The sequence below is a fragment of the Armatimonadota bacterium genome (genome assembly GCA_029907255.1).
In the GTDB taxonomy this organism is placed as follows: Bacteria; Armatimonadota; UBA5829; order DTJY01; family DTJY01; genus JAIMAU01.
This window is the reverse complement of sequence record JARYMF010000003.1, coordinates 131,875-145,665: the sequence shown is the minus strand read 5'-3', so window position 1 is coordinate 145,665 and position 13,791 is coordinate 131,875. Positions and strand designations below refer to the sequence as shown.

At 43.0% G+C, this 13,791-nt stretch carries 8 protein-coding genes; all 8 read right to left on the bottom strand.

Annotated elements, in window-relative coordinates; translation table 11 throughout:
- Positions 1 to 185: 185 nt before the first annotated feature.
- The 8 genes from QHH26_03355 to QHH26_03320 all read right to left on the bottom strand — a co-directional run bounded on the left by QHH26_03355 (position 186) and on the right by QHH26_03320 (position 13,791).
- Positions 186 to 3,929 (bottom strand): metallophosphoesterase, encoded by a 3,744-nt coding sequence (locus tag QHH26_03355; GenBank protein MDH7481000.1) that lies wholly within the window; start codon positions 3,927 to 3,929, stop codon positions 186 to 188.
- A 112-nt stretch (positions 3,930 to 4,041) separates the two neighbouring features.
- Positions 4,042 to 5,115, bottom strand: a complete 1,074-nt coding sequence (locus QHH26_03350) for a DUF362 domain-containing protein (protein ID MDH7480999.1) — start codon at positions 5,113 to 5,115, stop codon at positions 4,042 to 4,044.
- A gap of 73 nt (positions 5,116 to 5,188) precedes the next feature.
- Positions 5,189 to 7,780, bottom strand: a complete 2,592-nt coding sequence (locus QHH26_03345; GenBank protein ID MDH7480998.1) for a hypothetical protein — start codon at positions 7,778 to 7,780, stop codon at positions 5,189 to 5,191.
- Positions 7,777 to 8,943 carry a glycosyltransferase family 4 protein gene (locus tag QHH26_03340; GenBank protein ID MDH7480997.1) on the bottom strand — a complete coding sequence of 389 codons (1,167 nt, stop codon included), beginning with the start codon at positions 8,941 to 8,943 and terminating at the stop codon, positions 7,777 to 7,779. Before QHH26_03340 ends, QHH26_03345 begins: the two co-directional genes overlap by 4 nt.
- A gap of 42 nt (positions 8,944 to 8,985) precedes the next feature.
- Entirely contained in the window at positions 8,986 to 10,212 is a 1,227-nt protein-coding gene (locus QHH26_03335; GenBank protein ID MDH7480996.1) for a glycosyltransferase family 4 protein, read from the bottom strand.
- A gap of 1 nt (position 10,213) precedes the next feature.
- Positions 10,214 to 11,419: a glycosyltransferase family 4 protein gene (locus QHH26_03330; protein MDH7480995.1), complete on the bottom strand. Its 1,206-nt coding sequence runs from the start codon at positions 11,417 to 11,419 to the stop codon at positions 10,214 to 10,216.
- Complete coding sequence (locus QHH26_03325; protein MDH7480994.1) at positions 11,416 to 12,579, bottom strand: glycosyltransferase family 4 protein; 1,164 nt, start codon at positions 12,577 to 12,579, stop codon at positions 11,416 to 11,418. Before QHH26_03325 ends, QHH26_03330 begins: the two co-directional genes overlap by 4 nt.
- Before the next feature lie 6 nt (positions 12,580 to 12,585).
- Positions 12,586 to 13,791, bottom strand: coding sequence for a glycosyltransferase family 4 protein (locus QHH26_03320; protein MDH7480993.1), 1,206 nt, complete (start codon positions 13,789 to 13,791; stop codon positions 12,586 to 12,588).

The following is a 13,791-nucleotide window of genomic DNA, read 5'->3' as shown; positions in this document are numbered from 1 at the left end:
CTTACAGCCAAATTATATCACAGGGTCATCTAGGCGACAAGTTCTCATGAATCTTGCAAGCATAAAAGCCATCTCCTTCTTATGAAGATGGCTCCAATACTTATTATCGGTGATGTGTGTTGGAGGCTTAAGACGTGTGCTGAAAAAGTGTGGATGTTGAGAGTCAACAATACTATAGCAACCACTTATCGGCATATTACAAGATCCGAAGGAACTCGGCACCTAATGTAAGGGTAAACATTACTGCCTGTTTTATAATGGCATACTATTCCAGTTGCTATGACATAGTCGCCCACATTAGGCGGCGTGAAGCTGCCAGGCGCAAGGTCGCAAGTGGATACCTTAATTCCAAAGGCACCATTAGGTGCTTCAAGTAAAGAGCCATCATCCAAATAAAAGCCATCTGAAAGGATTCCTATTACTCGTCCATGAACTTTCATCAGCATTGACGTAACATTTGGTCCCAACGCTATCTTGTTAGAAAGAATTCCGTACCCAATATTCCTTTGGTTTATAAGTATCGGTCTAATGTTAATACCAGAAGAGGTTACCGAAACACTAGCATTGGAAATACAAAACTCGCCGGTATCAGTCAAAGACGTCGTACCAGATACACTTACTTCATCGCCAATTGCAACCGGGAACGAACCGTTTATGCGAAGTCCTGAACAACGGTTAGGTTCTTCGATGTAAACACAATCAGCAAAAGAAGCCGTGACAACCTTGCCACTCAGGGAAACTCCTATGCCTGGTTTTAAAGTTTTAGCCCAAGCAATGCTATTAACAGGCAAGATCAATACTTTTCCCCATTCCGAGTATAAACTGGCTCTCCCAACATTATCAATTGCTTGAACTCTACACATGTAATTACCTGGTTCCAAAGAAACAGTTTGCTCCCATATTGTGGTATTTCCTAACCAAAGGTTGCATACGCGAAAATAGCCTGATTTTTCAACTACTACGTCTATTCGGTATCCTGCTAAGCCTGATGCATTATCCACAGAAGGCGCCCATTGCCATACCGGGGTTGGATCGAGCGTTGGAGTAATTGTCAAGGGTATACCAGGCTGCGTTGGCGAAGTGGCATCTAGCCAATAAACGAAACCTTCAAAGACATCAGGAGAAAAGTTGCCTCTATTATCAACAGTGCGTATTCTTAGGTAGTAGTAGCCATCCAAACTTAGCGTGGTCGGAGCATACCAGTTCACTCTGCAGTAAGTACCAGAAAAAACTGGTTCTGCATTCGGATTTGTACCGAAATATACATAATAGCCATCCACGCCTGAACTGTCGTCTGTGGCACCGTTCCAAATAATTAGGGGTGTTTGGAAGCTGTACCAATGGTTGCTTTGAAGAATCTCCTCCCTATCTGAGCTAGAATACACAATAACATTAACTGGATTAGTTGGAGGTGTTATGTCTGGTTCGGAGCCAACGTTAACATTTACAGTGAAAGTCTCCGATAATCTGCTAAGACCGGCTCGGTTCCTGGCTATTACGCACCAAGTATGTGCTCCATCACTTAGAGGTGAAAATGGAATACAATATGTCCATTGGGGTGGAATATTGTCGACACATAGTTGATTATCTATCCATAGTTCGTATTCAACTAATCCGCTAGCATCATCGATTGAAGGAGCCCATGAAAAAGTTGGGGTTGCTGACGATACAGTTGCTTCATTTGCGGGAGAAATTAAATCAAAATTGCTAGGCGCTAGCGAGAACTTATCTAATACTCTGTCGGCTCCATCAATAAAGCTCACGGTAAGTTGCTCAGGTGATATCTCCAGGCGGGTCGAGCCAGCGAAGTTAATATATGCAGGTATAGTACCTGATTCGCCATCGATATTCTCCAATTCCTCCACGCCGCTGTAGGGAGTTTCCCACCCAAAGGGGGCGTAAGAAAGGTCATAACTCATTGTCGAATTAATCACATAGAATATTCCATCTTTTACGTAACGGTTGTATACATGTCTATGGCCCTGCAACACAAGACGAACTCCATATTGAGTAAAGATTTGATGCAAGGTATCGGCATTTTTTAGAACCCACCAATTATGTATTTCCTCTAAAGGGCTCATTCCCTTTATAAGATAGTGAATTACTGCAATCTTCCAAGGCTTGTTTGTACTTCCTAAATCTTGCTTTAACCAATCTAACTGCTGGCTGCTGATTGTTCGGTCAATAGATGCAGAATCCAGAACTACAAAGTGCGCAGGTCCATAGTCAAAGGAGTAGTACATTTCAGAGGCACCGTTTGTAGGCAGTGTCAGTTCTTCCTGCCAAGCCTGAGCGCAGGTTGTTGCAGATACATTATCATGGTTGCCTGTTGTTAAATAAAGCGCCGGTGACCAAGAGCTAGGATTAAGCAGCCCAAGGAATAATTGCCATTCGAACTTTGCTTCTTCTTTTGTCGGGTTGACGCCGGGTATAAATTGTGCGAGTTCCGTATTGTCGCCTGCTGTTAAAAGTATGTCGCCACGTCTCCCTATTACCTGACCGATTGCATAACTATTAGAGCATTGTTGAAGGTCGCCGATAACGTCAACTGTTATTGTATCGTCAGGAAGTGGAATTCTGAACTCAGAATCCTCAGTAATTATTGAATTGTTGGGATTGCTAGAATCAATGCATGTCAATCTATAGTGGTAATTTTTTCCAGCTTGAAGTCTAGTCAATACTATCTCATGGCGTGAGAGATTTGATGAGTTTGCGGTCATTCCATATTGGTTTGTTTCACCATATTCTACTGTTACGTTTGAAGTTCTATTTGTACTTACTACAATTGTGGCGGAGGTAGGCGTAACACATGTCAGATGTCTATAGTTGATTTCCAGAGAAGCTGTATTCAAGCGAAAAGGAGTATCAGCACGAGGCAAATGTGTTAAATTACCCCATCCTGTTATGGCAATTGAACAGGAGGTTGAGCCTCCCCAAGTTAATGGTGATAGTGTTTCTGAGGTGGTTGAGAAACATCTTATTCTATAGCAATTATATGCATCCCCTCCATATCCATCTTCATATAACCATATACGGTAAGTTCGACCTGCAGTCAATGTTACTGGGGATGTTAAATCATGGCCTACCCAGTAGCAGTTTGAAAACCTTGAACTGGATCGTGGAAAATCAGCAGGGGTGCAAAATACCTCATCTACAAGAACTTCGCCTGACTGCACGTCTTTGATTACTATGCGACAAGAAGCTGTTGGACTACCTGCCAATCGCATAAGAAATGATATGCGCTTGATGATAGCAGTATTAGTGGCTACGAACTGTTGACCAAAGCCGGAGTTAGAGCCACTGCCGTATATAAGCTGGTCTGTACAATTAGTATAAACTTGACCATAAAATTGGCCTTGTCCAAAATTTAGAGCAAATATTGGGTCTGCATTCTTATGCATGACCCAACCGTTCCCATAATCAGTAAGAACAGACATGTCAGCTTTATCATGGCCTGCAGCATAAGCAAAAGCCACATAATTTTGGCTGTTGGCGACACCTGACTCATAACATATTACTAAATGGTATGCTGTTCCTGCTGATAATGTGTATCCCGGCAGTTGAATAGGTTCAAAAGTTCCACGCCCAGCTGGCAAAAATGTGGTTGTAACCGGCACTTGTCCCGTTGAAAGCCAAGATCCCGACGGCAAACCGTCAATATCTGCTTGCAAACCAACGCGACATATGGGGATGCTACCCTTGCCATCGGTCGAATAAATGTATACTCCATACAAGGTCTTGCCGTTGAGGGACGGAGGAACTACAAATCGGTAGGATATCTTTTTTGCTGGATTATTAATATAAAGCCTTAACTGTGCAAAGGAAGCGTAATTAATCTCACAGCCGTATGTTGTCGCAAATACCTTGTTTGCGAGAATCAAACAAATAACGACTGCCACCAGCCCTAGTTTGGCGTTTGTATTCCTCATTTTTACAGTCAGACAAGTTCTAAACATACTACCTTACAACAGTTTGCTGAAAGTTATTGTTTCATTTTATTTTGCATCTTGCTTACCGTCAACTAGTAGATATGCTAGTTTGTTAAGAATAGCTTGCAAACAACTTGCCCCATTCAGTTTCCATGAACTCGCGAATAGCCTTTTTCCCCTTTGTCGGATACCAATACCAATCATGGTATATCGTTGACGCAAGAGGAGCCCAAAACACAAGCGGTGAATGTAAAAGTAGCTTTTCTAATGGCTGCAGCCACCCCTTTCTGATAATTTGGTCCCCCAAGATAACTAGGCTTTTCTTTGTTCGAAATCCGAAATTAACACCTGATATATCCTCTCCAACAACCTTAATCTCACTTGGATTGCCGCAACCTAGTCCCATCTCAGTAGCCATTCGTATATATGGAATTTCCATGGGCTCAAATCCCATCATTTTTGCTGCTATTGCGTCGATAGCCACTGAATCTCCGCTCGCTAAGATAAAATTTTGTATTTTTGGTTCCATTGTTCGCGGCCCCGCGCCATCGCCACAAACGGTGCCGTCCATCACAGCAAAAACGCCTGGATGCAGTTCTTTTTGCATTATCAGTAGGTCGACAAGCACTTCGTGGATGTACTTATGCGCGTAGTGCCGAACTTCTTTCAAAAGACCACCAAACGCATTTTTAATCGCACCTGTAGTTATGCTGTGACCGTGCGTCTTTACAGTGGGAAGATGAAGGACGTTTTTACCAATGAACATTTTTGGTATTTCAATACCTTTGGGGAAGATTTTGTCCAGCATTAGCAAAGGTGTTTTGAACTCGTATTTAGTCCATTCTACGTCAGTCAGCGGCACAAACTTAAGCCCATATTTGTTCAACACAGGAATCCATTTATTGTTCTTCGCCCCAAGTCGCGGATTAGTAACAACAGTTTTATTTTCCACAGGGATTAACTTCGTGGTATCCCAGCCATCGTTAAGCATTGTTCGAATTACCCCCTCAAGCTGCCAAGGCGCCGTTGAGCATGCGGGAAAGAATTTCGTCCATGACAAGTTTAGCTTGAGCAGGGTATCGTTTTGGCTTGATAAGTAATCTTTATAACCTGCTAGGTGCATTAGCTTTTCATAGTCATCAAGCACCGTAGCAGGACTTGTTCTCAATACTGCAACCGTTGACATTATTTTTTCCTCCCACAAAAGCTAGTGTTTTGAAAAGGATGGCACCTAATTATATCATGAGTCTAATTATCCGCTATATTTTCGCTTCGAAAGCCGTTACAGAATAAGCAGGGAAAGTATATGTAAATGAACGCCCTGCATCTATTGAAGGATGGTAGCGAAACTTAATCGCATAAGACTCCTCATTATTTTCATAAGGAGAACCGCTGAAATCCCTTATTCGGAAACTACATCCTTCGATTGGAAGGTTTATCGTAGCAGTTAGGTCTGAATCAGCCCGATTAACTACTACCAGGCTTATGTCCTTCTCGGTCTCACCCTGAAAAGCACAGACATAAAGCCACGGATGATTCGACTGCGTATCAAGTACATATTTCAGCGCACAATCACGGACAAGCTTAATCCCTAACCCCGTCGGCCGAAGCCTGGGATTAGTGGAAGAATTAATCATATATGAATACCCAAGTTTATATGGGAAAAAGCCTGTATGATATGCTGCGAAATCCCAGCCACCCTTTAAAATTTCGCATTGCGTTATGGCGGCACGAAGTCCATTTATATGGCAAGTTAATAGCGATGGATGAACGCCTGAAAAGTCCCATTCAGTGAGGCCGATTTTCTTCCCTGGAAATTTCTTTCGCAAATATTCCGCATACTTGCTTACCAATTCCGGCATCCAAAGCCCTGCATTAATCATGATATGCGCAGGGCCATCTGATTTATTGGGTTCGCAGTCGTAGCTAGTGTAAAAATGAGAAACTATTCCATCGTAGAGATCAGTATTTTCAGCAAGAGCTTTTTCAAAGTCTACACTGCCAACCATTCCAATCCATGCGTACAATTTGCCACCAGCTTTGCGCACCGGGGCAAAGTGCTTTAATATGTCAATATAGGATTCGCCCGGCATGCAAACACGTATGAATTTCTCTACTGGAGCTTCTGCAAAAAGCGTGCCATGCGAATGAAGGCTCAATCTTATGTAATATAAGCGGTCATCTGAAATCAAAGAGTTGTTATCGCCTGCTTCTTCTCGAATTGACCTTTTACCCCAGCCTTCTAGACGGCGCCAATCGAAGGTAATTCTATTCAGCTGTCCGGTAGCAAGGAAGTGAGGACGCCTATCAGTTTCCCATCCATTCACCCATTGGTTGAAGTTACGCCACTGCCGTGTGGTTTCATCCCAATATTCATAATTGAGCCTGATGCTTCCTGCTGTCTTCTCTTTCGGTATGTTTGCAAGTTCATAAATAATTTCATTGAACTTCCACCGAAAGCCTAAATAAAGATACTTGCCGGGCCCGAAGTCCAGCTTGAAGTTCATTTCTTCGCTCGAAAGGCTATCGGGAATGCCATTTTCACGCGGATAAACCTCTTTAGCATGTTTGGCATTCCAAAGCGCCACACCACTCCCTATTTGTATATACGATTTGCCATCATACCACCAGCCTTCGGTAAAAGATTGAGGGAGAGAAACCTCGTTGCCTGCTTCGTAAATGGCTCTAAGACCAATTGCACCATCAGGTTTTTTGTAGTTGTTGTTAAACCTCACCCACTCTACTGCATGCTCAGCATCCCATCTGGAATCGCGTTCCCCCATGCAGTTCAAAATACAAATAAAAAGGGGGTCTTTCGTGCAAGCGGTGTAAAAACTTGAATAAAGAAATGATTTCGCATTTCCACGTCCTTCGCGCGCATACCAATAGTTACGATTTGGGTTCGCCTGCCATGTCGTTTCGCCATCCCAATCTTTCTCAGTACACCGATATCCATATCGGTAGGTATTGAATTTAAGCGCTCGCTCTAAATCAAAAGCTTTAGCAGGCCAGTCAATTCCTGGGTGTGAAGTATTTATTCCGAAGCAGTCAGAGTTTACCGTGGATAGAACTTTATTAGTAATATTAATAGTTGGTTGAATCTGGGTGATTAAGTCTTCTGGGTTTGTAGAAATTCGTATATCTCCAATTTCCAGCGACCCACCCAGGTTGACTCCAATGGTACTAAAGCCGCCAATCTCAACCCTGGAAATCATTCCTTCGCCCATGTCTACGCCGTCAAGACAGTATATCTTGGCATTGTCCACATAAAACCTTACAAATCCTGCGTCACCTTTTCTGAAACCAATGATATACCGATATTTTTGTCCTGGCCACCATGGATAGCCCGTAAGATGGGTTCTTGTGTAGATGCTTGATTGTGGTTGGCTTGCTAGTTCTACTAGCTTTGTTTCACGCAATCGCATCTCTAATAGATTCTTTCCGTCATCACCAACCAAGGCGAAAGGTCTTGCCCAATCGCAATCTGGCCTTGCGTTCAAAATTCGAATAGCAAATGCGACCCATATCTCTTCTACAGGCTTTTCAAGAGTATACCGAAGGAATGCGGCGCTCTCGGAGTAAGGAATATCAACTTTAATTGTTCGGCCGCTAGGAACCAAGTCGGATTGTATAATGGAAAGGCTCCCCCCACCTGCTTCGTGTGCAGACCAACCTGGATGGTATTTGATAATTTCAGCAACTCTTGAGGCACTGCCAATATCTAATGCTTCAATGGCAGCAAGCATTTGTGAAGGGGCAGTAAAAAGTATTATTAGATGCAAAAGTAGGAGGGTTTTTATATATGTGTTCCGTGTCTTTGTAGTGCGCTTTTTCACTAACGCATTATTCATGGAGCATCCTTGGAGTCAACAGGAGGTTGTAATTTGCTTTCAATTTTTGCAGTTGGAGAATGAAGACTCCTTTCATATACCTCTTGGTACAGTGCAAGGGTTTTTTGAGTAACGCTGTCGTAATTGTATTCCTTAACACCGAGGGCTTTTGCCTTTTCACCAAGATTTCGGGCCAGCTCAGAGTTCTTGATAATTTTGTCAAGCGCTTCACAAAGGCTTTCAACATTCTCGCTCTCAAAAATTATGCCCGAGTCTTGAACAACCTCCTTGTTTGCAGGAATATCGCTTGCAATGACGCAGTTTCCATATGCCACAGCCTCTAGTAGTGTTACAGGTAACCCTTCGATAGTGGACGGGTGAACGTAGCAGTAGGCATTTGAATAAAGTTCTTGCAGAGTTTCGCCATAAACATAGCCGGTAAATATCACATTGTCTCCAGCCATCTTATGGAGGCTTTCAACATAGTCATCAGAATGACTTGATCCACCTGCAACAACAAGTTTCATTTTTGCTCCTAGGCGCTTGTGAGCTTCCAAAAGAAAATGACAGCCCTTCTCTGGAACAAGTCTTGCAACAAATAGGATGTAATCTCTTTCGCCAAGTCCGTATTCGCGTATCTTATTTGGTGGCCTAATTATGGGATCTGTAACGGCACTTGGAATATAATTAACAGTCTTTCCGTACTTATACTCCAAATATTTTTTGAGATATTTGGAGACAACGATTGTTGCATGTGGAAAAACCACTGAGGCATACTCACCAAACTTTAGGAATAGCTTGGCTTTGCTCCCCCACTTTTCGCGCTGCCAATCAAGACCGTGTACAGTTACTACAGTTCGTTTCCCAACTAGACGAGGGAAGGCAGATAAAGTCGAAGGCCCAATGGCATGGTAATGCACAATATCGTAATCCTCAAGTAGAAGATGCATAGTTGCCATAAATGTATGTGTGATAGCATCTAAGTTTTTTGTTGCTATTGTGGGGAGCTTCTTTAACCGTACTCCTTTGTAATATTGTTCGTCTGTTGTAGTATAGTAAGGCCGGCAGTACACGGTCACTTCGTGTCCAAGATTAACCATGCGAGTGGAAATTTCTTCGACATGATGTTCGATTCCACCCCATGTAGCCGGTATGCCTTTTGTCCCAAGCATTGCAATCTTCATTAAGGCTATCCTGAAAACCAGGTTTTCTAATTTCTACACTTCTTATTGGATACCTGCAACCCGCCGGTAAATATCGAGCGTTCCGCTGTAAAAAGCATCGGGAGAGAAATGCTCTTCCATTTTGCGACGTCCCGCTAGCCCCATTTCTACCCTTCGTTTTTCATCCGAAAGAAGCTTTAAAATCTTATCTGCCAATTCAGCGTCATTTCCTGGCTCGAAGAGATATCCGTCTACGCCTTCGCAAATCAATTCAGGAATTCCACCAATTCGCGAGCCAATCACTGGTTTGCCGCATGCAAAGCCTTCTAATACAGTCCTTGGGCAGTTCTCATACCACTCCGACGGGACTACAACAGCCAATGAATCTTCTATTAGATTAATTAGGTCCTTGCCAGCCTTAAAACCAGCTAGAACGATATTATTAATATTTTCCTGCTCAATCATAGATTCTATTTCTGCTCTAGCTTCACCTTCGCCAGCAAAGCAAAACCTGACGTTCGGTAGTTTTGCCGCTGCCTTTGCTAACGTAAGCACTCCTTTTTCCTTTGTGAGCCTCCCCATATAAAGAACATGGCCACCATTTCTTGATGGTTTGAATTGCGACAACTCGACGGCAACATGTTGGGTGATAATTTTGTCTGCGGGCACTCCAGACTTTATCATCTTTTCACGCAGGAAATCGCTTGGTGAGATGAATAGGTCTACACAATTGTAAACCTTAAGTATCCTATGAATATAAGCTTCCAAACAGCAAATTAGACTGTAAACAAGCGAGTCTTTTACACATTTATATCTAATAGCATTATAGAACCTTGCACCAATACACTTGTCGCAAACTTTGTCCCTAACAAACATCCTAATTGCTGGGCATATTAGTTTATAATCATGCAGAGACATTACAATTGGTATATCTTGCCTTTTTAACCCATGAATTATGGAAGGCGAAAGCTGATGGTAAATATTATGTAGATGCGCAATGTCAGGCTTTGTGTCTTTTATTAGAAGGTCTATTCGCTTTCTAGCCTCGACCGAATATATAATCCTGAATGCTTCCTCTATTTTGCGTTTTAAGCCATACGATGTTCCTTCTGAATATTCGACGTTTGGCATGAAGTACTTAGAATACGACGATTGCCAGTTGTCAGGGTGCTCCATAGAAAAAATTATGACCGTATGCCCAGCTTCTTCAAAGCGGCGGGTCATATCATAAACCATCCACTCAGGACCGCCCACAGGACGGTAAAACTTGTTGCAAAGCAGGATTCTCATATTAACTTATACCTTTGCCGCTTTCCCACATTCGGAGGTATCTTTCAGCTACGTCATTTATATCGCATTTCTTAGCGGTAAAGTTCCTGCAGGCGTTACTCATGCCTTGTAAGTCGTCGAAGTCGGCTGCACGAATCAAAGTCTCTGGTAGATTTTCGAATGATTGTGCCACAAAACCCGTCTTGCCGTGAATTACTACCTCGTCAACACCGCCAGCGGCTGTCGAAATAACTGGCGTTCCTTTACTCATAGCTTCGAGCCATGTAAGAGGTGGAGCGACTATTACGTCGGTTCTAAGAAGGGGCGAATACAAATAGTCTGCGGTTTCCAGAAGTTCTGAAAAGTGTTCAATATTTGTTTCTATTAGGATTCCTTCGCATTCAAGATGCTTGTATTCAGGCCGGAAGCTTCGCGGCTTGAATGCGAAAATAAAGCGACAGTTTGGTCTTACAGCGACTACTTTCTTGGCAACTTCTACGGCTGCTAGAAAGTCAGCTTCTTGTATTTGTTGGATGAATCCTGTCCAAAGGATGAGGCGGCCATTGGGTGGCACGCCGTATTCTTTACGAATAATGGCTTTCTTTTCCTTGCTTAGTTCATCCTTGCTTATTTGAACTCCCCATCTGATAACCTCTATCTTTTGTGCGCTTATCCCTAATTGTAAGAGTTTTGAGGCATATGCTTGGGAGTATGGGATTATCTTATCAAGCTTGCTCATGCAAAAACGAAGGTATTTATCGTAAAAGTGTCCCCTTGGGGCATAAGCCATCGCCGAATGAGTAACCATTACGTCATTGAGTGTGCGTTTTATTAGGGGCATTGAAGGGCCCATGTTATCCATGAAATGGACTACGTCTATCTTTCTCTCTCGAACAAGCCGACGTAGCCTTGGTAGCCAAAGCATCGTTGTCAATAGAAGTTCGGCAATTTCTTGCGGAGGTGAATGTTTATGCTGATAATCCATGAGGATACCACTGCCTGCAAAAAACCGACCGCGATTACCTAAATGGAGCGGCCGTGGTGCGCTGTGGTATGTGACTGGACAGCTGTTAATCACTACATTCTCGCTACCCTCGCGGTCGTTGACGGAAAATACGTCAATACTTTCGCACCGACTAGCCAACAGCGGTATTAGGCGTGTGAAAAAGTTCTTGTCCCCAGCAACAATCCAAGGAAAGAACCCAACGCCTATTAGAACCAATCTCATTCTGCCACTCCTTTGCCTGGAAGTGGACACCCGAGAACCTTGAGGTAAGTCTCGTAAGTTTTTGCTGCGATATTCGTCCAGGAGTAAGTTGTTTCGTTGAGATAGTCTATGTACGCCGACATCTTTGCTTGCAGTTCGCTGTCCCGCAATACTCGAACTAGCGCATCGGCAATTGCCTTTGGGTCGCCGGGCGGTACTAGAAAGCCTGATTTACCGTCCTCTATGACATCTGGCAAACCACCAACAGTTGTTGCAACAACAGGTTTCCTGAACGTATAAGCGACTTGAAGCACGCCACTTTGATATACGCCTAGGTAAGGCAAGCATACGACGTCAGCAGATAAGAATAATTGCTTTACCTCCTCCATTAGAATATGTTTTGGCATAGCTAGCGTTCGGTTTGAGATTCCAGTACTTTCTATTAAGGACACATAATCATTCCAATTAATCTTATGTGGAAGTCCAGCGATTATGAGATAAGCATTGGGAATATCTTTTAAAACCTGAGGGAATGCTTGAATCAGGTATGGGACTCCTTTGCGTTCTGTGATGACTCCAAAATATAGAACAACTTTTGCATCCGATGGTATGCCGAGATTTTTTCTTGCATCTCCCGGACTTTTTACAGTGTCATGAAAAACCGAAATATTGCCCATTGGTACAATGGATACCTTCTTTTCCGAAATGCAAAGCAGGTCCGTTAGAAGCCGTTTGCAGTAGTCATCGTGTGCAATGATATGGCTTAGAGGTTTATAAAGTGCTTTCATTATATATTTATGGAAAGGTTTAGCATTATGTGGAAGAACATCGTGGGCTGTTACGATTACTTTCGCGGTAGACTTTGAAAGAAGCCTGAAGAAAACTAAATCAAATGGCCAATAGAAATACATCTGATAGTGCACAATATCAGGACGGTTTCTGCGAACATAGCTCAAGAGTTTGAGTGCTTCGATAGGGTAATTGCGAGTACGCGTAAACATTGGTTCTACGTTAAAAAGCCGTTCTTTATCCGCCGTTTCAAAGTTTGGTTTTGTCGCCATAGTGACATCTGCATAATCAGATAATGAATTGCATAGCAAGTAAGTATAATGGTTGATGCCTCGAACGCCCCTTGGTTCAACCATTAAAACTTTTAAGCGATCTCCATTTCTAACGCTCATTCTCTCCTACCCCAATAGCTCATCGTATATCTTTAGAAGACGCTGTGCGATGATATCCCAGTCATACTTTTCCTCTACTAGTTTTCGTCCATTTTGGATTAGCTTATCTCGTAGCGATTGATCATTTAGAATGCGAATTACATTTTCTGCAAACGTTTTTGGCGTGTCGGCAATTAGTATGTTTTTGCCATTAGTAACATCTAAGCCTTCGCAACCTATCGAAGTTGATACTACCGGCACACCAAATGCCATGGATTCCAATATCTTGAGTCTTGTACCTCCCCCAGAACGAAGAGGGACGACTGAGACTGCAGACCTTTCGTAGAAAGGTCTTACTTCGGGCACATTGCTGAATAACGCAACACCGTCCACACATGCGAGGGCTTGTACTCTTGGTGTTGGCGCTCGACCTACTATGTTGAGCTTGATTTCTCTATCCTGGGTTCTTATTAATGGAAAGATCTTTTTAACAAAGTATTCTGCACCGTCAATGTTTGGCGGATAGCAAAGACTCCCAATCATCAGCAGTTGTTTTTCTTTACTAGGGACAACAGGTGTTAAGAGTTTTGAATCTACTCCATTTGGCACTACCTCAACATCTACCATTGGTGCCATTTTTCTAGCAATCTTTGCTTCAATCTCCGACATGGCAATACATTTATCCATTCGACGCATAGACCGAGGCTCGAACGATTTCATAACCAGCCAGTCAATTAAATAGCGAACTTTGTTCTGACCTATTGGTTCGAGGAAGAATTGGCGCTTTATTCTGACTGATTCTATGTCTATTAATGTCAAAATCTTTTTATGTGCCGAGTTTTTGGGAGCGCAGTGCGCATATTCCGACATATAAACATGCTCGGCTTGAATAATGTCGAAGTTTTGTTTAGATGTTATTTCGCGGACTTTCGCTTCGAGAACAGGAACGAAATGATATGATTCGCAAAGTGGCCTCCAGCGCGCCAAGTTGCTGATAAAGCGCCGCATTAGGACAGGAGCGCTAAACTTTGGCGCATGAACAACATGGACGCCTTTGCAGTATTTGCGCATCTCTTGAACACCAATTTCTTCCTCTTCCTTTCCGTGCAGAAAGGTAGCTAAATAAACGTTGTGGTGTTGGGCTATTCGCTTTATAAGATTATATTGTCTGAGTTGGTCGCCACCTCTTACAGGATACGGCATCTCAGCCGAAATTATCAGGATTTCAGCCAT

Bases quoted from the DNA above. Each gene is read 5' to 3' on its own strand.
- QHH26_03355 (MDH7481000.1), bottom strand. From the start codon at position 3,929: ATGAGGAATACAAACGCCAAACTAGGGCTGGTGGCAGTCGTTATTTGT.
- QHH26_03350 (MDH7480999.1), bottom strand. From the start codon at position 5,115: ATGTCAACGGTTGCAGTATTGAGAACAAGTCCTGCTACGGTGCTTGAT.
- QHH26_03345 (MDH7480998.1), bottom strand. From the start codon at position 7,780: ATGAATAATGCGTTAGTGAAAAAGCGCACTACAAAGACACGGAACACA.
- QHH26_03340 (MDH7480997.1), bottom strand. From the start codon at position 8,943: ATGAAGATTGCAATGCTTGGGACAAAAGGCATACCGGCTACATGGGGT.
- QHH26_03335 (MDH7480996.1), bottom strand. From the start codon at position 10,212: ATGAGAATCCTGCTTTGCAACAAGTTTTACCGTCCTGTGGGCGGTCCT.
- QHH26_03330 (MDH7480995.1), bottom strand. From the start codon at position 11,419: ATGAGATTGGTTCTAATAGGCGTTGGGTTCTTTCCTTGGATTGTTGCT.
- QHH26_03325 (MDH7480994.1), bottom strand. From the start codon at position 12,579: ATGAGCGTTAGAAATGGAGATCGCTTAAAAGTTTTAATGGTTGAACCA.
- QHH26_03320 (MDH7480993.1), bottom strand. From the start codon at position 13,791: ATGGCTGAAATCCTGATAATTTCGGCTGAGATGCCGTATCCTGTAAGA.